The organism is Haloarcula sp. H-hyl2 (genome assembly GCF_056934385.1).
The window spans coordinates 459836-484094 of record NZ_JBRIIJ010000002.1 but is presented as its reverse complement, the minus strand read 5'-3'; the positions used below and the strand labels follow the sequence as shown (position 1 = coordinate 484094).

25 protein-coding genes are annotated in these 24259 nt (G+C 66.7%); 14 read left to right on the top strand and 11 right to left on the bottom strand.

The genetic code is table 11. The features are described 5' to 3' along the window. Positions 1-31: 31 nt before the first annotated feature. Positions 32-172, bottom strand: a complete 141-nt coding sequence (locus tag Hhyl2_RS12265) for an NAD(P)-binding protein (RefSeq protein ID WP_483552046.1) — start codon at positions 170-172, stop codon at positions 32-34. A 100-nt stretch (positions 173-272) separates the two neighbouring features. Here Hhyl2_RS12265 and Hhyl2_RS12260 point away from each other — a divergent pair, with 100 nt between their 5' ends. Both Hhyl2_RS12260 and Hhyl2_RS12255 read left to right on the top strand, forming a co-directional pair. Next, the gene (locus Hhyl2_RS12260; RefSeq protein WP_483551056.1) at positions 273-2171 is read left to right on the top strand and encodes a BGTF surface domain-containing protein; all 1899 of its coding nucleotides are present in this window, start codon (positions 273-275) and stop codon (positions 2169-2171) included. Between the two features lie 52 nt (positions 2172-2223). Then, the gene (locus Hhyl2_RS12255; protein WP_483551055.1) at positions 2224-3147 is read left to right on the top strand and encodes a GNAT family N-acetyltransferase; all 924 of its coding nucleotides are present in this window, start codon (positions 2224-2226) and stop codon (positions 3145-3147) included. A 142-nt stretch (positions 3148-3289) separates the two neighbouring features. Here Hhyl2_RS12255 and Hhyl2_RS12250 read toward each other — a convergent pair whose 3' ends face one another. Continuing rightward, entirely contained in the window at positions 3290-4000 is a 711-nt protein-coding gene (locus Hhyl2_RS12250; RefSeq protein ID WP_483551054.1) for a DUF5828 family protein, read from the bottom strand. Positions 4001-4145: 145 nt separating this feature from the next. Here Hhyl2_RS12250 and Hhyl2_RS12245 point away from each other — a divergent pair, with 145 nt between their 5' ends. The 5 genes from Hhyl2_RS12245 (at position 4146) to upp (ending at position 9940) form a co-directional block, all read left to right on the top strand. Further along, the gene (locus Hhyl2_RS12245) at positions 4146-4838 is read left to right on the top strand and encodes a type 1 glutamine amidotransferase domain-containing protein (RefSeq protein ID WP_483551053.1); all 693 of its coding nucleotides are present in this window, start codon (positions 4146-4148) and stop codon (positions 4836-4838) included. A gap of 138 nt (positions 4839-4976) precedes the next feature. Beyond that, a complete protein-coding gene (locus Hhyl2_RS12240) occupies positions 4977-5990 on the top strand; it encodes a TAXI family TRAP transporter solute-binding subunit (protein ID WP_483551052.1) in 1014 nt (337 codons plus the stop codon). A 48-nt stretch (positions 5991-6038) separates the two neighbouring features. Next, a complete protein-coding gene (locus tag Hhyl2_RS12235) occupies positions 6039-6530 on the top strand; it encodes a DUF1850 domain-containing protein (RefSeq protein WP_483551051.1) in 492 nt (163 codons plus the stop codon). Then, positions 6523-9222: a TRAP transporter permease gene (locus Hhyl2_RS12230; protein WP_483551050.1), complete on the top strand. Its 2700-nt coding sequence runs from the start codon at positions 6523-6525 to the stop codon at positions 9220-9222. Before Hhyl2_RS12235 ends, Hhyl2_RS12230 begins: the two co-directional genes overlap by 8 nt. Before the next feature lie 40 nt (positions 9223-9262). Beyond that, entirely contained in the window at positions 9263-9940 is a 678-nt protein-coding gene (gene upp, locus Hhyl2_RS12225; RefSeq protein WP_483551049.1) for a uracil phosphoribosyltransferase, read from the top strand. Positions 9941-10249: 309 nt separating this feature from the next. Here upp and Hhyl2_RS12220 read toward each other — a convergent pair whose 3' ends face one another. Both Hhyl2_RS12220 and Hhyl2_RS12215 read right to left on the bottom strand, forming a co-directional pair. Continuing rightward, entirely contained in the window at positions 10250-10852 is a 603-nt protein-coding gene (locus Hhyl2_RS12220) for an IMPACT family protein (protein ID WP_483551048.1), read from the bottom strand. A gap of 32 nt (positions 10853-10884) precedes the next feature. After that, entirely contained in the window at positions 10885-11241 is a 357-nt protein-coding gene (locus Hhyl2_RS12215; RefSeq protein WP_483551047.1) for a 2Fe-2S iron-sulfur cluster-binding protein, read from the bottom strand. A gap of 76 nt (positions 11242-11317) precedes the next feature. Between Hhyl2_RS12215 and Hhyl2_RS12210 the strand changes: the two genes are divergently transcribed. Continuing rightward, positions 11318-11770, top strand: coding sequence for a hypothetical protein (locus Hhyl2_RS12210; RefSeq protein ID WP_483551046.1), 453 nt, complete (start codon positions 11318-11320; stop codon positions 11768-11770). Here the strand turns inward: Hhyl2_RS12210 and trpY are convergent. The 3 genes from trpY to Hhyl2_RS12195 form a co-directional block, all read right to left on the bottom strand. Continuing rightward, a complete protein-coding gene (trpY, locus tag Hhyl2_RS12205) occupies positions 11767-12270 on the bottom strand; it encodes a TrpY family transcription regulator (protein ID WP_483551045.1) in 504 nt (167 codons plus the stop codon). The two genes, Hhyl2_RS12210 and trpY, sit on opposite strands and share 4 nt — an antisense overlap. 65 nt (positions 12271-12335) lie before the next feature. Beyond that, entirely contained in the window at positions 12336-12923 is a 588-nt protein-coding gene (gene hisB / locus Hhyl2_RS12200) for an imidazoleglycerol-phosphate dehydratase HisB (RefSeq protein ID WP_483551044.1), read from the bottom strand. Positions 12924-13316: 393 nt separating this feature from the next. Next, positions 13317-14510: an MFS transporter gene (locus Hhyl2_RS12195; protein WP_483551043.1), complete on the bottom strand. Its 1194-nt coding sequence runs from the start codon at positions 14508-14510 to the stop codon at positions 13317-13319. 60 nt (positions 14511-14570) lie between these two features. Here Hhyl2_RS12195 and Hhyl2_RS12190 point away from each other — a divergent pair, with 60 nt between their 5' ends. Beyond that, positions 14571-15635 carry a TrmB family transcriptional regulator sugar-binding domain-containing protein gene (locus Hhyl2_RS12190; protein WP_483551042.1) on the top strand — a complete coding sequence of 355 codons (1065 nt, stop codon included), beginning with the start codon at positions 14571-14573 and terminating at the stop codon, positions 15633-15635. An 11-nt stretch (positions 15636-15646) separates the two neighbouring features. Here the strand turns inward: Hhyl2_RS12190 and Hhyl2_RS12185 are convergent, their stop codons facing one another. Next, a complete protein-coding gene (locus Hhyl2_RS12185) occupies positions 15647-16309 on the bottom strand; it encodes a HalOD1 output domain-containing protein (RefSeq protein WP_483551041.1) in 663 nt (220 codons plus the stop codon). Between the two features lie 57 nt (positions 16310-16366). Then, positions 16367-17101, bottom strand: a complete 735-nt coding sequence (gene hisA / locus Hhyl2_RS12180) for a 1-(5-phosphoribosyl)-5-[(5-phosphoribosylamino)methylideneamino]imidazole-4-carboxamide isomerase (protein WP_483551040.1) — start codon at positions 17099-17101, stop codon at positions 16367-16369. A 102-nt stretch (positions 17102-17203) separates the two neighbouring features. Here hisA and Hhyl2_RS12175 point away from each other — a divergent pair, with 102 nt between their 5' ends. The 3 genes from Hhyl2_RS12175 to Hhyl2_RS12165 all read left to right on the top strand — a co-directional run bounded on the left by Hhyl2_RS12175 (position 17204) and on the right by Hhyl2_RS12165 (position 19966). Then, positions 17204-17968, top strand: coding sequence for an IS630 family transposase (locus tag Hhyl2_RS12175; RefSeq protein ID WP_483551039.1), 765 nt, complete (start codon positions 17204-17206; stop codon positions 17966-17968). Beyond that, a complete protein-coding gene (locus Hhyl2_RS12170; RefSeq protein WP_483552026.1) occupies positions 17931-18257 on the top strand; it encodes a transposase in 327 nt (108 codons plus the stop codon). Before Hhyl2_RS12175 ends, Hhyl2_RS12170 begins: the two co-directional genes overlap by 38 nt. 356 nt (positions 18258-18613) lie before the next feature. Next, a complete protein-coding gene (locus Hhyl2_RS12165) occupies positions 18614-19966 on the top strand; it encodes an RNA-guided endonuclease InsQ/TnpB family protein (protein WP_483551038.1) in 1353 nt (450 codons plus the stop codon). A 123-nt stretch (positions 19967-20089) separates the two neighbouring features. Here Hhyl2_RS12165 and Hhyl2_RS12160 read toward each other — a convergent pair whose 3' ends face one another. After that, entirely contained in the window at positions 20090-20740 is a 651-nt protein-coding gene (locus Hhyl2_RS12160; RefSeq protein ID WP_483551037.1) for a DUF502 domain-containing protein, read from the bottom strand. 79 nt (positions 20741-20819) lie between these two features. Here Hhyl2_RS12160 and Hhyl2_RS12155 point away from each other — a divergent pair, with 79 nt between their 5' ends. After that, positions 20820-21725, top strand: a complete 906-nt coding sequence (locus tag Hhyl2_RS12155) for an MBL fold metallo-hydrolase (RefSeq protein WP_483551036.1) — start codon at positions 20820-20822, stop codon at positions 21723-21725. 81 nt (positions 21726-21806) lie between these two features. Further along, positions 21807-23711, top strand: coding sequence for a cation:proton antiporter domain-containing protein (locus tag Hhyl2_RS12150; protein WP_483551035.1), 1905 nt, complete (start codon positions 21807-21809; stop codon positions 23709-23711). Here Hhyl2_RS12150 and Hhyl2_RS12145 read toward each other — a convergent pair. After that, positions 23708-24133, bottom strand: coding sequence for a PaaI family thioesterase (locus Hhyl2_RS12145; RefSeq protein ID WP_483551034.1), 426 nt, complete (start codon positions 24131-24133; stop codon positions 23708-23710). The genes Hhyl2_RS12150 and Hhyl2_RS12145 overlap by 4 nt on opposite strands. Between the last annotated feature and the right edge of the window lie 126 nt (positions 24134-24259).

Here is a 24259-nt window from a genome sequence, read left to right as displayed (position 1 = left end):
CGAAGGGGTGTGACAACGACTAGCACATATGTCAGTGGTCCTCGACGACCGTCACGTCGGCGCCGGCGTCGGCCAGATAACAGGCCGTCGCCAGCTCACCGAACCCGGCGCCGACGACCGTCGCCGACTGGCCCGCGAGCGGTGCCGTCGTTGTCGCGTCCGTGGCTCTCATCACCGCCGGCCAGGGACAGGACCCGGGTATGTCACGACCCGTCGTTCTGTGGATCGGGTCACCCCAGGATTAAGTGTCGGCTCCGCGAATTTTCCTGTCGATGCCCTCCACCACGACAGCGAACGCCCTGAGCCGTCTGTCCATCGTGGTTCTGATGGCCGTCCTCGTCACGTCTGCGGTCGCCGGGCCGGCCGCGGCGGCTGGCCCGTCCGATTCGACCGCGCTCGCCCCGCACGCGTCGACCACCAGTTGCGCCCTCCCCGCGACCGAGTCCACACCGGATACTGCCGGCGCGACACCGGCGCCCGCGACGACCGAGTCGCGTGTCGTTCCACAGACCGCCGACGGGACCGTCCCGCTCGGCCGCGTCGCCGCCGTCCACCTCACGGTGCCGCCGGGGTCGACGGCCAACGTCTCTCTCGGTTCCGGCGTCGGCTATCCCGTCGCCCTCCGCGTGACCGACGACGGTGACGGCCGGGTCACCCTGCTGGTCAACACCTACGTCGGCGCCCACGAGTCGGCCGGCGCCCCGGACGCCTATCGCGCTCGCGGTGACGATACCGTCGACGTCCTGACGGCGACCGACGAGCGGTTCCACGAGGGGTCCTACCCCGTTCGGGCCACCGTCGACGGCGAGACGGTCGCCGAGCGACGACTGCGGATCACCGAACCGGAACTCGACTCGATCACCGCGCTCCGGGGCGTCCCGCAGGCGTTCGACGCTCCGAACGCCAGCACGCTCCAGCGACTGGAACGCACCGGGCGACTCCAGCCCGTCACCGAGAGCAGCCCGGCCATCGAGGGCGAGACGCTGGTCCTGCGGTTCGACACGCCCAGTCTCTTCGGCGCCCTCGCGACACGGAACGGCACCACGACCGAGCGGGTAGCTGCCCTCCACGACGACCACGAGCCCGAGTTCGCCGAGGAACTGTCCGTCAGCGGCCCCTGTGGCGGGCTACTCGTCGGCCAGGGCTTCGTCGACGGCAGCGCCCGCGCGGTCACCGACGCCCGGAACGGAACCATCTACGTCCTCGTCGACACGGCCCGCGTCGACGGTATCCGCTCGGGCGGACAGACGGCGCTCCTCCGCGTCGACGAGGCGAGTCCGCTGTCACCGACCGACCGCTACCTCGAAGCTGACTTCGGCGTCGACGACCGGCGTGTCACGGTCGATCAGGAGACGGATGGGGCGGTGTCGTTGCCCTCGACGGACGACGCGACAGTTTCGGGCGAGACGAACCTCCTACCTGGCTCGCGACTCGCCGTGACCGTCCAGTCGCGGACCGACCCGGCGTTCCAGCGACGGACGATCGCAACGGTCGGACCCGACGGGACCTACGCCGCGACGCTCCCGCTGGCGAACGCGTCGTCGCCCGACGTGTTCGAACTGACCGTTGCCGGCTTCCGGTACCACGCCACGACCGGTGAACCTCCGCAGATCCGCTGGCTACTCGATGCCCCCTACATCTACGAGGGGGACGCCGAGAGCAATATCGAGGCGGTGTCGCTCCCCGAGGACGGCCTGCTCGTGGCCTACCGTTACGACGACGGCCGATTCCGGCGGGCCGGCGCGGCGACCGAGACCAGCGACGAACTACACTTCCCGGCGCCCGAGACGAGCCAGTACGTCGCAGTCGTCGCCCACCGTGACACCGACGGTGACGGCGTTCTCGACCGCGGAGCGGACCCGCCCTATCGGATCGGTGGCGACCCGGTCTACCAGTGGCTCGCGGTCAGGGTCGACGATGAGCCAGTTCCCGAATCGCCACCCGAGGCGAGGTTCAGCCTGTCGACGCCGACCCCCACGCCCTCGCCGACGCCGACCGACGTGCACACGACGGTGACTGGCACGGCCACTGCCACTCCAACGGCGTACCCGACGACCACCGGCCCGCCGAGGGCCGACGGCCCGACCCTCGGGCTGCTGGCGGTACCTGTCGCTGTCGTCGTCGCCGCCGCGCTCGTCCTCGCGGCGCTGGTCGCCCGACGGCGGCGGTGAGGATGCTGCCGCGACCGCGCCGCCTAAACCGCTCGGTCGGTGATCTCCGACAGTGACCGCACGCACCGAGCGGCTGTTCTCGGGCTACGGCGGTCTCCTGCTGGGTGTCGCTGCGCTGGCGGCCGTCGTCGCGGCCGAATCGATGGTCGCCGTCGGCCTCGCCATCGCGGCCTACGCCGTCGGCTACAAGGCGGTGTTCCCGGTCGCCGACGCGACGCTGCTGGACGCTGCACCCGACGAGCACCTCGGTGCGGACCTCGGCGCCGCGCGGGCGGTCTTCCTCGGCGTCGGCGCGCTGGGCCCGGTCTACATCGGCTGGCAGCCGTCGCGAGCTACCGGCTGGCGTTCGTCGGGCTCGCGGGATGTCTCGTCGTCGCGGCTGCGCTCCTGTTGCGTGGGCTGGTCGGCGGAAGGACCGACTACCTCTTGTAACATAGCGCTCCTCCCAGAACGTACAGACACCGTCATGGCGATCCGACCGTTCACCCAAAGTGATGCTGCTGCCGTCTTCGAGGTACATCGACGGGCCTTCGACGGCCGGACCGAGGCACGCATCGTGCGGCGAATCCACGACGCCGGTGAGGCCGTGGTCTCGCTCGTGGCAGTCGCCGACGACCACGTCGTGGGCCACGTCCTGTTCTCCCCAGTGACCGTCGACGATCACGGAGCGACCGTCAACCTGGTCGGGCTCGCACCGGTCGGTGTCCGCCCGGACTTCCAGAACGAGGGAGTCGGCTCGTCGCTGATCCGACGAGGGATGGTGGAGTGTCGCACGGTCGGCGTCGACGCGGTGGTCGTGCTCGGCGATCCCGGGTACTATTCCCGGTTCGGCTTCGAACGGGCGAGCGAGTACGGGCTCGGCAACGAGTACGGTGCTGACGACGCGTTCATGGTCAAACCGTTACAGGACGGTGCACTGGACGACGTGGACGGAATCGTCAGCTATCGACCCGAATTCCGACAGGAAGGGGCGTAGCGTACGTTTCGGCGTTCACCGCGTCGATCGGTGTGTCTTCGCCTCTCGGACACGAAATCCACAGCCGGCCGTCCGGAGACGGCCTCAGTTGGTTTTCGCGTCTGCGATGCTGGAAGCCGACGCCGCGCGGCCAACCCCGCGCTTAGTTCGTTTTGGCGTCCGTCTCTTCCCCCGGTTCGACCGCATCCACACCCTCGGCAGCCTCGACGGCGTCGGTCACCTTCTCGGTGTCGACGTGCCAGCGCTCGACCGACTGGTCGTAGTCCGCCAGACGGTTCGAGACACGCAGTTTCAGGTCGTCGTCGTTGACGTTGACCTCGAAGACGTATTCGGGGTGGTCCTCGCCGTTGATCCGCCGGAGGTTCGCGCTGACGAGTTCGTTGTCGAAGTAGTAGGGCGCGATCTGTGTCATCACGTTCCGGTAGACGGCGTCCTCGACCTTCCGGAGGGCCTTCCGACCGGCCGAGTCGGCCGCGCGAGCGACGTAGTCGACGGACTCGCCCCACTTGTCGATGGCCTCGTCGGGTTCGTCTAAGTTCTCGTAGGACTCGCTCAACTTCTCGCCGGCTTTCTGGAGGTCCTCGTCTGGGTCCTTGCCGGCCTGCTCTCCCTTTCCTTCGTCGACGCTGGCCTGTTCGGCGGTCTTCTCGTTGACGTCCTCGTCGAGCCGTTCGTGACTCTTGGGTCGCCAGTCGTCGAACTCTTCGAGGGCGTCGTCGTCGACCGGTTCCTCGACGTCCTCCTCGCTGGCGAGGTCTTTCAGCGCACGGGTGATCCGCTCGCCGTGCTCGACGACGTCGACCCAGCCACCGCGCATCTTGAAGCCTGAAACGCTCTCTTCGATGTCAGCCATTGTAGAATCGGGTACTGATGGACAGGGGAGTTACGTCCGCTGCAATATCCATCTTGTTCTGTCCCTGTATTCGCCCTGACCGGTTAAACGTTTCCGCCGGCACCCCGCCCGGCGGCTTATCAGCGTCGGGTCCCTACAGCAGACGATGCCAGCAGCACTGTTTGTCGTCAGCGAGCACGGCTACTGGGGCGAGGAGTGTATCGAACCGCTTACCACACTCACCGACGCCGGCCTGGACATCACCGTGGCCACGCCGACCGGTGACCCGCCGGTGATCGACGAGCGCTCGGTCGACCCCGAGGAGGTCGGCGAGGAGCTGGCCGACCACGTGATGGAGATCCACGAGTCCGACGAGCGGCTCAACGACCCGACACCCATCGCGCGGGTCGACGCCGCCGACTACGACGCCGTCGTCTTCCCCGGCGGCCACGGCACCGAGTGGGACGTCACGCAGGACAGCGATGCGCGCCGACTCCTTCGCGATGCCGTCGAGGGCGACGCGGGGAAGGCGCTGGTCGTCTGTCACGCCGTCGGTATCCTGGCGTTCACGCGCGACAGCGACGGCGGATTCCTCGTCGAGGGGCGGTCGGTCACCGGCTTCCCCAACGCCTGGGAGGAGGGTATCGTCGACGACGACGACCTGATGCCCGACGGGCGAAAGCTCCCGTACTGGGTCGAAGACGAGGTCAAGGCCGCCGGTGCCGAGTGGGACGCCGAACTCGACGCGGACACGAGCGTCACCGTCGACGGCGACCTCGTCACCGCTCGCGGCCCGCCGTCGTCGGCACGGGCCGCACGGACACTGCTGGCGGAACTCGGCGTGGAAACCCCGTCCTAACGCGAGCAGCCGTCCAGCCGGCACCGAACACCCGCTTCCCGACCGTCCGGTAGTGTCACCTTTGTCGCGGGATGGCCGTCCCAGCCGCGCATAACCAGCGCATAGCTTAGTGGTAGAATCCGAAACAGTATCAACTGTATGTCAAAAAGACACACGCGAAGGACGTTCATCAGGGCCGCAGGTGTCGCAGGTGTCGTCGGTCTCGCGGGCTGTGGCGGCGACGGTGGCACAGGTGGCGATGGTGGCGACGGTGGTGACGGCGGGAACGGCAACGGTGGCGACGGCGGCAACGGCGGCGACACTCGCCTCTCGTGGCACGCCGGTGGGACCGGGGGGACCTACTTCCCGCTCTCGAACGAGTTCAAGACCATCGTCGAGGAGTACACCGATTTCACGCTGAACGTACAGTCGACGGGGGCCAGCGTCGAGAACGTCGGCAACCTCGGGAGCGGGGACGCCGACTTCGCGCTCATCCAGAACGACGTGGCCTACTTCGCGAAGAACGGGACCGGTATCGAGGCGTTCCAGGACAACGCCGTCGAGAACCTGATGGGAGTCGCGACGCTGTACCCCGAGACCATCACCATCGTGACGCTGGCCGACACCGGCATCACACAGCTCTCTGGCCTCTCGGGGGCGACGATCAACACCGGCGACCTCGGCTCCGGGACCCAGGTCAACGCGCTCCAGATCCTCGAAGCGGTCGGCATCTCCGATTTCACGGAGCAGAACGCCTCCTTCTCGCAGGCGGCCGACCAGCTCCGGAACGGCGACATCGACGCGGCGTTCGTCGTCGGCGGCTGGCCGGTCGGCGCTATCGAGGACCTGGCGACGACGAACGACATCGTCATCGTCCCCATCCGGGGCGACAACCGTCAGGCGGTCAAAGACGCCGCCTCCTGGTTCGCAGACGACACCATCCCCGCCGGGACCTACACCGGCGTCGACGAGGCCGTCGAGACGGTCGCCGTCCAGGCGATGATCGCGACCAACGCCGAACAGCCCGACGCCACCGTCGAGACGGTCACTGCGGCCATCTTCGACCACGTCGACGAACTCACCATCAAGACGGACTTCATCAGCAGGGACTCGGCCCAGGACGGGATGTCGATCGAACTCCACCCCGGGGCGGCCGCGTACTTCGGCGTGTGAACCGATCGCGTCACCGTCTCCGCAGTCGACCGCCGTCTCTCTGGACGCATGCGCCGGGACTCCGTCGTCGCCGTGCTCGTCGTGCTCGTCGCCGTCGGCAGCGCCGCGGCGGTTCCCGGCGGACGCACGCTCGTCGTCGAGGACGCCGAGACCGGCGAACGATACCTCCAGGAACCGGTCGACAACGGGACCGTCGTCGCGCTGGAGTACACCCACAGCGTCGAGCAGACCCGCGTCTACGACGAGTACACCGTCCGCGGGGATCGCCTGGTGATGACCCGGATGGAGTTCGAGTCCTACGGCTGGGGGCTCCCGAGCCGTGCGAACGTCACCCGCCAGAACGGCACGCTCGTCTACGACCCGCCGGGGAACTACGAGCGCGTGACCGTCGCGCCCGGCGCGGTCGCGGGCCACCGACTCCACGTCGGGTCGCGGACGGTCGATCTGGTCGCACTCACCGACGAGCGGTCCGTCGACATCCATCTCGTTCAGCGGTCCGCACTCGCCGCCGCGGCGGACACACTCACAACGCATGACTGACCAGCAATCGACCGAGGAGATCACCGACGAGGAGGTCGACGAGGTCCTCCAGGAGATCGAACGCAAGCGCTCGCTACGGGGGCCGGCCGCGGTCGCCGTGGCGATCATCGGCATCTCGTTTTCCGTCTTCCAGATGTGGCTGGCCGCCGAGGGATTCGTCCTCGCGATCGATATCCCGCTGCTCGGAGAGATCCAGTTCGCGTCGCTCCAGTTGCTCCAGATCAACGCCGTCCACGTCGCGTTCGGACTGGTGCTCACCTTCCTGCTGTACCCCTCCAGTACGGGGGACGGCCCCATCGCGACACAGCTGCTCGCGCTCGCTGACTGGCTCGACACGCGCCTCGGGGCCGGCCATCCGCTCGCGCAGGCCGTCCACCGGGTCGGTGCGGGCCTGCGCTGGCTGTTCGTCGACCCCGACTTCGAGCGGGTGACGCCGTTCGACGTCGTGTTGATGGCCGTCTCCGTACTGTCGGCGGCGTACTTCATCACCGACTTCAGCGAGATCCAGCGGATGCGCGCGCTCGGACTGGAGAGCGGCCGGCCGATCCAGGGCGTGTTCACGTTCCTCGAACCGGTCGCGGGACTCCTGGGGCCGCTCTCGGAGACCTCCTACGCCCTCGTACTGGGCGTGATCGGGGTCCTGCTGGTCCTGGAGGCGACCCGGCGGGCGATCAGTCTCTACCTGATGGTCATCGTCGCGGCGTTCATCGTCTACGCTCGCTTCGGCTTTCTCATCCCCCAGGACGCGGCCTACGTCGGTGTCCTCTCGATCCCGCCGCTGGCGTGGGACTCGATCGTCCAGAACCTCTGGTACAACACCGAGAACGGTGTCTTCGGCATCCCGGTGACCGTCTCCGTACAGTTCATCTACATCTTCATCCTCTTCGGCGCGTTCCTGGAGATGTCCGGGGCTGGCCAGTGGTTCATCGACCTGGCCTACAGCGCGACGGGGACCCGCCGTGGCGGGCCGGCGAAGGCGAGTATCCTCGCCAGCGGGTTCATGGGGACCATCTCGGGGTCTTCGATCGCGAACACGGTGACGACCGGCGCGTTCACCATCCCGCTGATGAAACGCTCGGGCTACCGTCCCGAGTTCGCCGGCGGCGTCGAGGCATCGGCGTCCTCGGGCGGGCAGATCCTCCCGCCGGTGATGGGGGCCGCCGCGTTCCTCATCGTGCAGTACACGGCGACGCCGTTCCGCGAGGTCATCATCGCGGCGACGATACCGGCTATCGTCTTCTTCTTCGGCGTCTGGGTGATGGTCCACTTCGAGGCGGTCAAACAGAACATCGGCGGGCTCGACCCATCGGAGTTGGTCGACATGCGGAGCCACCTCCGGACGGGGTGGTTCTACCTCGTCCCCATCGGTCTGTTGCTGTTCTATCTCATCGTCGAACGGCTCTCGGTCGCCCGGTCGGCGTGGTTCACGCTCATCGCCATCGGGGCGCTCATCACGCTCGTCGCGGCCTACAGCGACGAGACGCGAGCACGGCTGGGTGTGATCTTCGCGGCGCTGTTCGTCGCTACCTTCCTCGCCCAACTGCTCGCCGGTGCCGGTATCCTCGGTGCGATCGCCGGCCAGGGCCCCGGCCCACAGTCCCCACAGGCAGCTTTCGCCGCCACGGTCGGTGGACTGGGCGGGCTCTCGATCATCGCCGGCGTGCTGACGCTCGCGACCAGGCCCGGCCTGGAGTCGCCGATCCTCTCGTTCGACGACGCCGTCGACGAGGCCGCCGAGACGACCGCCGGCATGCTGGGCCGCTCGGACCTGGCACACAACGGGCTCTACCGGCTCGGTGTCTTCCTCGGGAAGTCGATGGAGGGCGGCGCTCGGACGGCCGTCCCCGTCGTCATCGCCGTCGCGGCCGCCGGCATCATCCCCGGCGTTATCAGCGTCTCCGGACTCGGCCCGAACCTCGTGGCGCTCATCCGGGCCGTCGCCGGCGGCTCGCTCGTCCTACTGTTGCTCGTGACGGCTGTCGCGTCGATCATCCTCGGGATGGGAATGCCCACGACGGTCACCTACATCATCCTCGTCTCGCTGCTGGCGCCGGCGCTGACCAGTTTCGGCGTCCCGCTGCTGGCGGCCCACCTGTTCATCCTCTACTTCGGGGTGATCGCGGACATCACCCCACCGGTAGCCGTCGCCGCGTATGCGGCCTCGGGGGTGGCTAAATCCGATGCCTTCCAGACGGGGATCGACGCCTTCTCGCTGTCGCTGAACAAGGCGATCGTCCCGTTCGCGTTCATCCTCTCACCGGGGATCGTCCTCCTGCGGCGCAAGGAGAACGCCGCCGAACTCCCGATCCGCGAGCAGTACCGCGTCGTCCGGCTCGCCGACTTCGCCGATCCCGGATTCGCTCTCTTCGACGTGCTGATCCCGGTCGCCGGCGTCTTCGTCGGTGTCGTCGCGCTGGCCGCGACGGTCATCGGCTTCGTCTACGGCCCGGTGTCGCGGCTCGAACGGGTCGCCTTTGCTGTCAGTTCGCTGTTGTTGATGGCGCCGGGACTGGCCGTCTCGGGGCTGTTCGACATCACCGGCCTCCTCGGACTCGGCGGCGGCGAGGTGACGCTCGTGATGGACCTGGGGCTGCGCGCCGTCGGCGTGGTCCTGTTCGCCGGCCTGCTGCTGAAGAATCGCCAGCGCGGGCGGACGGCCGCCGAGAAGCCGGCCAGCGCCGAACCCACCTGAGTGGAAACTGTTTACCCCCCACCGGCTGTAGCCCATCGGTATGCCGATCGAACAGCGCGGTGACGCCTCGGTCGTCACCCACGCGCTCGCGAAAGACGAACTCTCGAAGCTCCGTGACGTCGGGACCGAACAGGTCGGGTTCCGGAAGGGACTCGTCCGACTGGGCCGTATCTGTGGCTACGAGATCATCGACGGCCGGATGGAGACCGAGTACGTGGAGATCGAGACGCCGCTGACGACGACGATGGGCGAGCGCGTCAAGGGCCTGGACGACGTCGTCATCATCAACGTCCTCCGGGCGGCGACGCCGTTCGTCGAGGGGTTGCTGAAGGCGTTCCCTCGCGCCCGCCAGGGGGTCATCTCGGCCAGTCGTGACGAGGAAGCCGGCATGGACGAGGATGGCGAGTTCCCCATCTCCGTCGACTACGTCAAACTCCCCGATATCCGACCCGAGGACACCGTCATCGTCGCCGACCCGATGCTGGCGACCGGGTCGACGATGTGTGCGGTACTCGATCACATCACCACCGACCAGGCCGAGCCGGAGACGCTGATCACGCTCTCTGCGGTGGCGGCCCCACCGGGGATCGTCCGGGTCTCCAGCGCCTTCCCAGACGTCGACGTCCTGACGGTCGCGATCGACGAGGAACTCGACGACGACGGGTTCATCGTTCCCGGACTGGGCGACGCCGGCGACCGCGCGTTCCGCACCGACTGACCGGCCGGACCGAAAGGTATTTTAAACGGATGGGAGAACGAGGATCACTGCGAGTTCTCGCCGTCCGCCCGACCGTTTAACCCCTTCGTTTCGACTGGAGATCCCCGCACGGAGATCGAAAATCGCTCCAGATGAATTCTTACAGAACTGGCAGCGGCGCGTGGGGGATGTCACCGCCTGACACGTCGGTCCCACCCACTGATGGGACCCACCCATCGGGAGTATCGTAGCCGACCGGCGGGATCGAGTCCTCCGGTACCGGAATTCGATTTCACGGGAGCAATCTCTGGACTGCGACGATAATCCCTATCAGTACCCCTCGATCTCCGCTCGCCCGCTCGTAGCGCTGCGGATGTCGTCACGGAGACTCGCTCCCTCGGCGGCCGGGACCCGTACCTCGAACCGGACGTCGGCTTCGTAGGCGGCCTCGAACTCGACGCCGGCGGATTCCAGCAGGCCGCGGACGCTCCCGGAGTCGTCGTACGCGACGGTGACCGTGAACGTCTCGTGGGGGACCGCCTCGACGACGCCGGCGGCGTCGACGCCGTCCTTGACCGCCCGCGAGTAGGCCCGTGCCAGTCCGCCGACGCCGAGGTTCGTCCCGCCGTAGTAGCGGGTGACGACGGCGACGACGTTCTCGATCTCGCGTTGTTGGAGGACGTTGAGCGCCGGCTTGCCGGCGCTGCCACTCGGTTCACCGTCGTCGCTGCTGTACTCCCGGAACGGGTCCGCTCGTACGCGATAGGCCGGCACGTTGTGGGTCGCGTCGTCGTAGGTTGCCTCGATCTCCGTGACGAACGCCTCGGCGGCCGCGACGGTCTCGACGGGCGCGACGTGGCCGATGAACTCCGAGCCCTGGACCTCGAAACGGGCCTCGGCCCGCTCGCCGACCGTCCGGAACCTCTCTGTCACGGTCGCCCGTACCGGCGGCACGCGAATAGCGCTTATCCTTCGCCGTTCCCGCCATCAGTCCGCCCTCCTTTCTCCGGTGCTCGGCTCCCCCACACCCGTTTGTCGAGCAGTTCGACGACTATCCCGTCCCGGACGCGGAGCTGACAGGACAGGCGCGGGTAGCCAAAGCGGTCCGCCAGGTCGTCGTGCCAGTGGTCGGGAACGGGCGCGTCGGCCAGGCGTACCCCACAGGTCGCACAGATGCCGCGTCCGCCACAGTTCAGGCGCCGGGCGTACCGGCCGTGTGGCGAGCGGTCCGCCGCGAGCAACACGTCCCGCAGGACGGCCCCCTCCTCGGCAGTCAGTTCCTGTCGCTCGCCGTCTGCCGTCTCGACGATGACGGTCGCCATCTCGGCCGAGCCTTCGACCGCACGGGGAAAAGCCTGTGGCCGAGATTTATGCCCGGGGCGCCGCGATCCTCCTCGTGTGTCCCTTGCTAGCTCCCGCCATCGACGCCTCCTGTTCGCACTCGGGGTGCTCGTGGTCGCGAGTCTGCTGCGGCAGGCGATCATGACCGTCCCCGACGCTATCGACCAGCCCTGGCTGGATCAGCCCGTGTCCGCCGTCGCCGTCACCGCCGCCGGGATCGTCGGGCCCGCTGTCATCGTCCTCGGCGTGTACGCCGCGCTGCGGGTCGATCGGTTCGACCACCCGCTGCTCGTCGTCGCGCCGGGGGTCTTCGTGGTCGCGCTCCTCCCCGGTCTCGTCCGGTGGGCCGTCTCCGGGTCCATCGGGACGACCGCCACCACGGTATTCCTGTTCGGCGGGGTCGCCAACGCGGTCCAGAGCGCCGCCGTGGTCGTCGCAGTCACGTTGGCGGTCCGCGCGGCCCTGGGTATCCAGCGGCCGAGTCCGGTCGAGGCCTTCTCGCCGGACTAGGCCAGTTCGATCGTCCGGACGAACGCCATCCGGGTGATCTCGTTGACGAGGTCGCCGGGCAGTTCCTCGTCGGTGATGACGTAGAGCACGGCCTCGTCGGTGAACTCGGGGTCCTCGGTCAGTACCTGTCTGATCGGGATGCCGCGGTCGGCGATGGCCCCCGTGACGGCGGCGACGATGCCCGATTCGTCGGCGTCCCGGACGTGGACGGTGACGGCGGTCAGGTCCAGCACCGGCGCGAGATCCAGCAGGCTGGGGACCGCCGAGATGTTCCGGAAGATGCGCCGCAGTTCCTCGTCGGCCAGGATGGCGTCGGTCGTCGCGTTGACTACCCGGCGGTCGACGTCGGCCTCGCGTGCGATGCCCGTGTTGGGAATCTCGATCCCACCCGAGACGACCCGCCCCTCCTCGTTGACCGAGAACCCCCGTTCGAGCAGCAGGCGGATGACGGCCTGCTGGCCGGGCGAGTCCTCGAACTTCTCCATGATCTCGTCGAACATGCCCGACTCATCGGTGGCGACCGCTTTCCCTCTTGGGTTCGACCGCGGGCGGTCGCCCCCGACACCTACAACTCGCCTTTGGTGCTCGCGACGTCGCTCCGGCGCTCGTCGATCCGCGTCGCATCGTCCAGCGCCCGTGCCAGCCCCTTGAACAGCGCCTCGATCTCGTGGTGGGCGTTCTCGCCTGCGACGCCACAGTGCAGCGTCAGTCCGGCGTTCATCGCCAGCGAGCGCCCGAAGTGTTGGGCCATGTGGCTGGTCATGCCGCCGACCTCGGCCTGGGAGAACTCGCCGTCGAATTCGTAGTAGGGCCGCCCCGAGACGTCGACGACGACGCTGGCGACCGCCTCGTCCAGCGGGACCCGTCGGTCGGCGAAGCGCCGGATACCGCGTTTCTCGCCCAGTGCCTCCGTGAACGCCTCCCCGAGCGTGATGGCGACGTCCTCGACCGTGTGGTGGTCGTCGATCTCCAGATCGCCGTCACACTGGACCGTCAGGTCGAACAGCCCGTGCGTGGCGAACGCCGTCAACATGTGATCGAAGAAGCCCACCCCTGTCTCGACCGTCGACTCCCCGTCGCCGTCGACGTCCAGGGTCACCTCGATGTCCGTCTCGGCCGTCTCGCGTGTGACGGCCGCCGTGCGGTCGGTCATACACGAAGCGTGTCGGCCCGTCTATTTGGACCTCACGGCTAGGAGTAGCTGTACTTTCTACTGGCGTGACACGGTATCGTGAGAGCCAGAAAGCCCCGGCAGGCTGAACTCGGGGGGCTCGCTGTGCTCCTCGGCCTCCGGCCTGCGGTGCTTGCGTCGCCCGCCATCGTTCAGCCTGCCGCCCCTTTCAGTCCCACCCCATGCTGATTGACCAACCAGCTACGGGTGGGACTGAAAGGGGCCGGTGTTTCGGCTCCCCCGACGAAGCAAGCACGCGGAGCGCGCGCAGCGAGTCGCGGGAGCCGAAACACCGGGGGCTTTCTGGCTGTTTGAATCCGACTTCGTGTACGCACCTCTGCTTCCACACCAGCCTGACACAGCGAATCAGTTATTTTACTCCGACACGCGGCCGATCACGAGCCAGGTGAGGAACGTCACGGCCAGCAACACCGCGATCGGCATCCACAGCAGGCGCATCGCCCGGAGGATGCCGGCGTCGCCGATGAGAAAGCCCATCGCCGCCGGGACGGCCGCGATCCCAGCGGCGGAGGTGACCGCGGCGATGGCGTTGACCGGCGCGCTGTGTTCGGGGACGGCCTCGGTCCCGTAGGCCAGCATCGTCGGGTAGAGCCCGGACAGCACCAGCCCGATGACGAAGAAGCCGGCGAGCAGGGCCAGTCCCTCCGCGAGGAAGAACGTGTAGAGGAACGCAGGGACCAGCAAGCCGGCCTGCGCGAGACCCAGGCGAGCGTAGCCGAACCGCTCGGAGAGGCGCCCGGAGACGAACCGGCCGGGGATGTACGCCGCGAGCATCACACTCAGCGAGGCCGTCGCGAGCGCGCCGGGGAGTCGGCCCTGGGAGAACGTCGTCAACCAGGTGAACAGCCCGCCCTCGATGCCGGCCGAGAGGAACAGCGTGACGGCCGTCGCCAGAACCTCGGGCTGGCGGCCGATGCGGCGCAGTTCCGCCAGATCGAGGTTGTCGTCGCCGCCGCCGACGTCCGGCGTCGGGAGCGTCCAGACCAGTGCCACGAGCGGGACGAACGCCAGGCCGAGCGTGAAGTACGCCAACCGCCAGTCGCCCAGCCAGACCGCCGCCGCGACCAGCGCGGGGCCGATGGTCGCGCCGACGGCCCACATCATGTCGTAGTAGCTGAACAGGCGGCCCCGCTGTGCCGGGTAGAGGTGGCTCAACAGCGGTCGGTCGGTCCCGCGGCCGACGCCGGTAAAGAGGCCGCGACCCAACAGCGCCCCGAGAAAGAGCAGGAACGAGGGGGCGACTCCCATAAACAGCATCCCGACGCCGGTCCCGACGAACCCGAGCAGGAGCAGGCGCCGCGTGTCGAACCGGCTCGCGACAGCCCCCACGAGCATCACGGCCAGGAGGAACCCGACCGTCCCCGCGGGTGCGACCAGTCCCAACTGCCAGTCGGGCGCGCCGAAGGTCGTCCGCAGTTCGGGGATGACGGCCCCGCGCATCTGCAGGCCCGCACCTTCCAGGGCCACGAACGCGAAGACGGCCAGCGTCCACCAGCGCTTGGTATCCCACCCGCTTTCGGTCTCGTGTACGCCAGCCGTCTCGTTCATACATCATCGTGTACGCCCTCGTGGAAAAATATTTTGTGTATAGTAGAACAATACTCTCCCATGTCTGCCGACGCGCTACGGGACCACCTCGCCGCCTTCGGACTCTCGGAGAAGGAGATCGCGGCCTATCTGGCCGTCCTCCGGGCGGGGTCGGCGACCACGGGGGAGGTATCGCGGGCCGCGGACGTCTCGCAGGGGTACGTCTACGACATCGCCGCGGCGCTCGCCGACCGGGGGCTGGTGACCGTCGACGAGACCGTGAGCCCGGCGGTGTTGCGGGCCCGCAGGCCCGAGGACGCCATCGGCGCGCTCTCCTCGCGGGTCGAGGAACTGGGCGAGACCATCGACGACCTCTACGAACAACCGGCCGACGACGGCGCGGCCGTCGAGGTGGTCCACTCGCGGGCGACCGTCCGCAAGCGGGCCCGGCGCGCGCTCGACCACGCCGAGCGCGAGGCGCTGCTCGTCGTCCCGGCACCGGAGGTCGAGCACCTCGCGGACGCGCTCGCCGCGGCCCAGGACCGGGGCGTGTTCGTCTACCTGCTCGTGGTCGCGCCGCTCTCGGAGGAGGCCCTCGACGCCGACTGGCCGGCCCTCGCCGACGTCGTCCGGACCTGGGACGCGACGGCGCCGGTCCACGTCCTCGTCGACGAGCAGCGGGGGCTGATGGGACCACACGCCGTGCTCTCGGGTCGGCACGGCAAGGAGTACGCACTGGCGTTCGCACAGCGGGAGATCGGCAGCGGTTTCTTCGGCAACGTCGTCGCCAACTTCTGGCCGATGGGTGAGGACCGGTACGTCACCGACCCGGACCCGTTGCCGACCACCTACGAGCACCTCCGGACCGCGGCGACCAACGCGGCGCTGCACACGGCCGCCGGACGGGACCTGCTCGCGGACGTCACGCTGTCGGGACTGGACGGCAGCGAACGGACCTACGAACGGGTCCCGGTGGTCGAGGTCCGCCAGGGACTCGTCGGCGACCCGACCAACGACTTCCCGATGGAGAACAGTCTCGTCTTCGAGACGCCAGAAGGCCGCGTCTCGGCCGGGAACACACAGGGTGGGATCAGGCCGTTCTACGAGGGGTACGGCGCGACCGCGGTGACGCTGTATTCGGGCTGAGACCCCCCCCCTCAGCACGTCGCCGGTCGGTACCACACTGGCCCCGCTGCCGAGACGTCGACGACGTGGTCACCGAAGGGGAACTGGACGGTGACCGGTGTCGTCGTCTCCCGCTCGGCGGCCGTGCGGACGAGGGTATCGAGCGCACCAGGATCGATACTGTCGTACAGCGGGTCGGCGGCGAGGGCGTCCTGGCCGGTCGCCTCGGTCAGCCGTTCGACGACTGTCGTTCCGACGTTCGACCCGTCCGTCCACGAGAACCGGCCGAGGAACCGCCAGCCGTCCGTCCGGTCGTCCACGCTGGCGACCCCCGTCTCCTCGTAGATCGCCGACCGGAGAGCGGAGAACGCCGAGTCGTCAGACTGTCGCTGGAGGACGACATCGGCGACCTCGTCCATGAGTGTGTTCGCGGGTGCTCCCGTGTACAGGAGTGTGACGACGGTTTCGCTGAGTGCTCGTGCGGCCGTGAGCAACGAGGGGCCGGCAGTCGTCCGGGCGCCGTCGCTCACGACACAGTCGATAGCCGCCGATTCGAGCCTGTCCAGTGCGTCGTCGGCCGAGTGCGTGATGCTGGGGAGCACGACGGCATCGGCCTCGAAGCAGTCCATGAACCGGGACCGGTCGGCGTCGCTCTCGGCGACGAACAAGACTGTCAGCGTGCACCCCGGCTCCATGAGAACGGTACGCGTGGATTCGAGATAACTGTTGCTCTCCCGTCGTCTGTGACCCTCTCAGGCGTTCTCGACGGCCGCCATCGCCGCAGCCAGGGTGAACTCGCCCTCGTAGAGCGCGCTGCCGACGACGACGGCGGCTGCACCGGCCGCTTGCAAGGCCACGACGTCGTCGACGGTCGCGACGCCGCCGCTGGCGACGACGGGGATGTCGACCGCCTCGACCAGGCGCCGGACGGGCTCGGTCCGGACACCGTCCAGTTGGCCCTCGACGTCGACGTCGGTAAAGAGGATGCCCCCGGCGCCGAGGTCGGCGTAGCGCTGGGCAGCCTCGGCGGGGTCCAGCCCGGTCCCCTCGGTCCAGCCCGAGACGACGACCTCGCCGTCCTTCGCGTCGAGGCTCACGAGGACGCTGTCGGGATAGCTCTCACTGATCTCGGCGACGATGTCGGGATTCTCGACCGCGGCGGTGCCGAGGATGACCCGGTCGACGCCCCGGTCGAGCAGCGAGATGGCGCCCTCGGCAGTCCGGATGCCGCCGCCCAGTTGGACCTCGACGTCCTCGTCGACGGCCGCCAGCACGGCGTCGATAGCGTCGGCGTTCTGGCGCTCGCCCTCGAACGCGCCGTCGAGGTCGACCAGATGGAGCGTGCGTGCGCCCGCCTCGACCCACCGCTGTGCAGCCTCGACGGGGTCGCCGTACGTCTTCTCGGTACCGCGCTCGCCACCGACCAGCTGGACGACCTGCCCGTCCTGCATGTCGACCGCCGGGACGACCTCGAACTCGGGGAACATGCCCGTCGGTGGGTGGGCGTGAGCCGAAAGCGTGTCGGTAGCGATGTCCGAGCGTTAGTAACTGCCGAAACTTTTGTATTGTCACAGTGAGTTGGATCAATAATGCCTGGCCCGTCGAAAGAGGTGAGAAAACATCTGGATGAATCAGAGCTTGACGCCGCGATCGACGAAGCTCAATCAAACGAAGAAACACGCGTAGTTCGGCGATTATGCCTGATTAAGAACCTCTACGCAGGTGATTCGATCACCGAGGCAGCATCCCGTGTCGGCGTGACTCAACCAACCGCCAGCCGGTGGACGGATCGGTGGAATAAGCAGGGGATTGACGGCTTGCGCCCTGATTTCGGCGGTGGCAGGCCACCCAAGTTATCCGAGCGAGAACAGCAGCGACTTACTGAGGTTCTCAAGCAGCACCAGCCACTCACCACTGAACATGTTCATCAGCTCATCAAAGAAGGGTTTGGCGTCTCATATTCACAAAGACATGTTCCGAGACTTCTCAAAAAATTGGGGATGAGATACGCTGTTCCACGACCGGGATCGCCTGACCGCCCAGACGACGCCGAAGAACAGCTTCAACAACGACTCGAGGCCGCCCTCGACGAATTAGAGGACGACGCTGTGACCGACGGCGGCGTCGTCGTCGGCTTTCTGGACGAAGCCTGGCCTCGCACGACAGACAACAGCCGGCGGTTGTGGTCATTCGACAAGCCGACGCTAGAAAAAGAGACGCCAACAGCGTCGTTTGACGATGTTGTCTTCGGGTTTTACGCAGTACTAGGCGACAGCGTCGTGGAATGCAAAGACGATCTGAGCAAGGAATCCGTGGCTGATTTTTTCCCACAGCATCCGCCAGAAGAACCCTGACCGACCGATCATCATTGTCTGTGACAACTTCTCATCTCATTTTGCTGACTATGTCGACACTGTGGTTGAAGAGCTTAATCTAACTAGAGTTGCACTCCCACCATACTCTCCAGATCTGAACCCGATCGAACAGATCTGGAAAAGCGTGAAACGTGACCTCTCACCACGTGACGCGCCTACTCTTGACGCGTATCGCTCGATGATTTGTGACGTGTTCCACGACTATGCAGGCCGCCTTAGCTTCGCCGAAGCCTGGATTGAGCGCTTCTTATCTATCCAAAAATTATGACTATCACTATAGCGAGGACATCGATGCGAAGCGGCGAACGGAGTGAGCCGCGGAGCGGTAGCGATGCCCGAGCGCCAGCGAGGGCATCGAGGCGGAACGGCGAGCGAAGCGAGCCGTGAGCAGGGAGCGGCCCTCGAAAGCGAGCCGTGGAACAGCACGAAGCGAGTGACGGACCGGAACTATCTTGAGTCAGCGAGAGAATCCCGGCCTTCAGGCCGGGCGTGAATCGCGTACACTCCGATGAGAAACCGCTGTGTTACTGGTGGTCTTGAGTCTCCAACGAGACTGGCTGAGTTCTACTTTCACTGTGGATGGCTGACCTTCAAGTCCGAACCAAACGTGATCTAAACTGGCTGATGAAGCGCACCAATACGTTTGCCGTGCGACCACTCTCCGACGAAGGGGAGCAGGTGCTACGGGACCTGTTGGACGCTTCTGCCGCGCTCTGGAACGAGATAAATTACCAGCGCCTCATGCGCTACAACGACGAGGACGGCTTCGAGGGCGACGTGTGGGACGCCGACACAGGAAGACTCGAAGGCAAATACAAAGACGTTCTCGGCGCGTCCACCGCTCAAACTGTCCGGCGAGCGAACAGCGAAGCGTGGCGCGGGTTCTTCGAGAACAAGAAAGCGTATCACGACGAGTCGAACACGTCGGTTACGCAACACCCGGAACCGCCGGGATTTCGTGGCAACGAGGACGACGGACGTGTCCTCAAAGGCGTCGTCCGAAAGGACGCATACACCGTCGAATGGGGCGACCGCTCTCGACTTGAGATGGTCGTCGGCAAAGAACTCCGTGACAGGCACAACAGCCCGAAAAGCCGTCTCCGGCTGGAAATCGTTGGCGACCCGAATTGGCCTGACTACGAAGACCAGAGCCGATTAGAATTGTGGTACGACGAGACTGACAGCACCTTCCGAGCTTCGCAACCCGTGACTGTTTCTGACGATGCACGGGATACTCCACTGGCCGACGAGATGGCCGCTCTGGACATTGGTGCAAACAATCTCGTTGCCTGTACCACGACGACCGGCGAGCAATACCTGTACGAAGGCCGCAAGTTATTCGACCGTTTCCGGCAGACGACGCGAGAAATCGCCCGGTTACAGTCCAAGCTACGGGAAGGCCGATACAGTAGCAACCGTATCCGGCGACTGTATCGGAAGCGAATCCGCCGCCGCAACCACGCCCAAGAAGCACTGTGTCGTGACCTGCTGGACCGACTGTACGCCGAAGGTGTCGATACGGTGTATATCGGTGGCTTGACCGACATACTCGAAACACACTGGTCGGTCGAAACCAACGCGAAAACGCACAACTTCTGGGCGTTCAAGCAATTCACCGAGCGACTGGTCTGTACCGCCGAGGAATACGGTATCTCGGTGGAAGTACGGTCAGAGGCGTGGACCAGTCAAGAGTGCCCGCAATGTGGCGGCACAGACTGGACGACACGGCATCAAGACACGCTCACCTGCCCGTGTGGGTTCGAGGGCCACGCCGACCTCACAGCGTCAGAAACGTTCCTGAGACGGCATACGAACAAAGAAGTCAGGCCGATGGCACGGCCCGTGCGGTTCGAGTGGGACGACCACAACTGGTCGGAGTTACCACGCTCTCCCGCGAGGGAAAGTCCCAAAGAACAGCGCACAGACCCGAGTACCGTCCACCACAACGGGAATGTTGCTTCCGGGGAATCGGCATAGCCGAGACTCCCACGGAGGAAACCGCGCCCTTCAGGGCGCGGAGGATGTCATCTCCTCGCGGGATGCCGTACTCATACCAGACATCCGCTGCCAGTGGCAATAGCGGTTGTCCCCGTCGTCAGCTCACTCGACGCGCCGGCCGCCGTCGACGAGGGCCGCGGCGTCGTCCTCCGGGCCGATGCCGGTCGTGACGATGAGCCGCAGGCCACGGCGAACGCTCATGTCGAGTTCGTGGACCTGATCGTCGGGGAGCAGGACGAGCCGTCCGGCGGTCGGGTTCGGACTGTTGGGCAGGAAGACGTTGTGGACCGCCTGGCCGGCGAAGCGTTCGACCTCGCTGGGGCTCTCGCCGGTGACCAGCCCGAGCGAATAGACGCCCTCGCGGGGGTACTCCACGAGGACGACGCTCTCGTAGGCCGTGCTCCGGTCGACCAGCGAGTTGGCGACCTGGCGGACGTTCAGGTAGACGGTGCTGAACAGCGGAATAACGTTGACGATGCGGCCGATACTGCCGAACAGTTGTCGGCCGACGTTCTTCTGTGCGAGGTAGCCAAGCAGCGTGATCGTCACGAGGATGAGCACCGCGGCGACGACCTGTGCGGCCACCTCGTCGTTGCCGGTGTACTGTATCAGCTGGGTCCGCTGGACGACCGGGTTGACGAACTGGAGCGACCACGTGACCAGTATCCGCAGGACGTAGAGGGTGATGACCAGCGGCGTGATCAGGATCAGCCCGGCGACGAAACTGCGCTTGAGCGCTCCCGTGAGGTCCATGTCGGTACCATGCGACTCACTCAAAAGTAACTGGGGCCCGAGCGCAACCGTTTTCTCACCGCCGCCCGGCACCTCCGGTATGGCAATCGGTGACGTGTTCGAGGCCGAGGACTGCGAGGACGTCTACTACGTCGACACCGGGATGTACGACGTCGCGGAGTACGGCTCGGTGTACATCGTCGACGCCGAGCGGCCCGCGCTCGTGGATACCGGTATCGGGACCCGCTACGAGAACATCCTCGACGCGATGGACGAGGTGGGACTCGCACCCGCGGATCTCGAAGTGATCGCCGTCACGCACGTCCATCTGGACCACGCGGGGGGTGCCGGCTACCTCGCGGAGGCGTGTCCGAACGCGACCGTCTCCGTCCACGAATCGGGGGCTCGCCACCTCGTCGACCCTGGACGGCTCTGGGAGGGGACCAAACAGGCCGTCGGGGACCAGATCCAGTACTACGTCGAACCACAATCGGTCCCCGAGGACCGCGTCGAGACGGTGACCGACGGCGACGAGATCGACCTGGGCGACCACTCCTTCGAGGTGATCCACGCACCGGGCCACGCACCCCACCAGGTCGTCTTCTACGACCCGGCTATCGACGGCGTGTTCACGGCCGACGCGGCGGGCATCTACACGCCCTCGACCGACGAGGTCCACGTCACGAGTCCGCCGGTGAACTTCGACCTGGAGACGGCACTTGCGGATGTCGAACGACTACAGGAACTGGCCCCCGAGACGCTGCTGTACGGGCACTTCGGCCCGGCTCCGACCGGCGACAGGCTCGACGTGTACGCCGACAAGCTCGCCGACTGGGTGGCCGACGTCGAGGCCAAACGCGACGAACTGGGCGACGACGAGGCGGTGATCGACCACTTCGTCGAGAGGGTCACGACCCCCGAGGTCTGGAGCGACCACAAGGCTCGCGCCGAGGTCGCGATGAACGTCCGGGGCGTGCTGGTCGCGCTGGACCGTCACGAGGACTGACAGGACTGCGGTCCTGCCCTCCGAGAAGTAGACGCGTTTATCAACGGCGCGGTCATTGGCCCGCACAGATGGAGGACACCAGTGGCTGGTAGCTCGACGCTGTTGATCCCGCTCGTCGCCGGTATCATCGGACTGGGTGTGCTCGCACAGGTGGCCGCCGCCCGGTTACAGATACCTAGTATCATCTTCTACCTGCTGGTCGGAGTCCTCATCGGCCAGCCGGGACTGGGCATCATCGGTAGTGACACCTTCGGCGGCGCGCTGTCGGCCATCGTCGGCCTCGCGGTCGCGATCATCGTCTTCGAGGGGGCCTATCACCTCCGGTTCGAACGGATCAGGGAGGCCCCAGCGGCGACGTTCCGCCTGGTGACCGTCGGCGCCGTCATCGCGCTGGTCGGGACCGCCGTCGCCGTCAAGTTCGCGTTCGACGAGGCCGCCGTCTCCTGGAACCTCGCCTTTCTCATCGGCGCCTTGCTGGTCGCGACGGGGCCGACGGTCATCACGCCGATTCTGAACGTCGTGCCGGTCCGGGACCGGGTCGCGACCGCGCTGGAGACAGAGGGCATCGTCAACGACGTCACGGCGGCGATCATCGCCGTCGTCGTCTTCGAAACGGTCAACCCCGCGGCGACCAGTCAGGGTCTGGTCCAGGCGTTCGCGCTCCGGCTGGGGACTGGGCTGTTGATCGGCCTCGTCGTCGCCGGCCTGCTGTACTACCTGCTGCAGTACATCGATCTCTCCCCCAGCGACGCGCCGCGGAACGCGCGCCTGCTGACACTCGCGGGCGCGCTCGTGGCCTTCGCCGCTGCCAACACCATCGCGTCGGAGGCCGGCGTCGCGGCGGCCGCCACCGCCGGGATGGCGCTGGGGAACATCGACCATCCCTACGAGGAGGACATCGAGGAGTTCAAAGGCGACATCACGCTGCTGGTGCTGTCGTTCGTGTTCATCGCGCTGGCGGCCCAGCTGAGCCTGGGTGCGCTCATCGACGTCGGTCTGGCCGGGCTGGCCGTCGTCGTGGCCGTGGCGTTGCTCATCCGGCCGCTGCTCGTGTTCATCTCGACGGTCGGCGACCGGTTCACCAGACCCGAGAAGCTCTTTATCAGTTTCGTCGGCCCGCGCGGGATCATCCCGGCGTCGGTCGCGACGCTCTTTGCGGTCGAGTTGAACACCGTCGCCGAGGAGGTCGGCGGCGCACAGGCGGCACTGCTGACAACGCAGGCCGAGATCCTGCTGGGGACCGTCTTTCTGGTCATCTTCGTGACCGCGCTCTTCGAGGGCGGTCTCGCGCGCTACATCGCGGAACAACTGGACGTGATACCAATGCGAGTCATCATCGTCGGCGGCGGACAGGTGGGCCGAGCGCTCGCCGAACGGCTGGAGGATCGGGGCGAGAACATCGTCATCATCGAGGAGGACGAAGCGATCGTCGAACGCGCCCGGAACGAGGGCTACGCGGTCGAGATCGGTGACGGCACCGACACGGACGTGTTACGCTCTGCCGGGGCCGAGAACGCCAAGACCGTCGTTGCGGCCACCGGCGACGACGACGCGAACCTGCTGGTCTCACAGCTGGCGAGTTCGAAGTTCGACGTCGACCGGGTCATCGCCCGCGCGAACAACCCGGACAACGTCGAGGCCTTCGAGGATCTGGGCGTGCGGACCATCTCCTCTGCGATGGCGACGGCCTGGGCCATCGACAATCAGATCGAGCGGCCGGCCATCGCCCACTGGATGACCGACGTGGGTCGGACCGGCGACGTCCAGGAGGTCGAGGTCGAGAACGGGGACCTGATCGGCAAGTCCGTCCGGGAGGTCGGGCCGATGCTCCCCGAAGCCTGCCTGATCGCGCTGGTCAGCGGCGACGACTACGAGGAGGCACAGGTCCCGACAGCAGACTACGTTATTCAGGACGGTGACATGATCACCCTGCTCGGTCGCAAGGACTCCGTCCGCGACGGTATGAAACTCGTCGCCGGCGACTAGGGCTCGTCCTCGTGCTGCCAGGGTGAGCCGTCGGTCTCGCCACTCGTCTTGTAGGTTCCGCGTGCCGTGGCGACGTGGTGGTCGTCGGCGTCGTACACCTCGACGTTGACGACGGCCACGCTCCCGCCCATCCGGACGACGTCGGCTTCGGCGCGCATATCCGCCGTCGCCGGGGCGAGGTAGTCGATGCGCATGTCGACCGTCGGCGAGATGGTCCCCGACAGCGAGACGACTGCAGCGCCGCCGACGGTGTCGACCAGTGAGTAGGTGACGCCGCCGTGGGCGATCTGCTGGGTGGGATTCGAGGAGTGCTCGTCTTGCAACGGGAGCTGTCCCTCTGCGTGCCCGTCCTCGACGACCGTAACCTCCATCCCCAGTTCCTCGACGAAAGGCAGGTCGTTGAAGATCCCCTGAACGTCCATACGCCGACCACGATACCGAGCGGTATAAGCCCCGGCGAACGTGCGACAACTCGCGACGGGTGGTACGCGCGGCTCACACGGAAATTTATTCTGTGACGGGCGATGGACTGAAGGCACCGGCCGAGA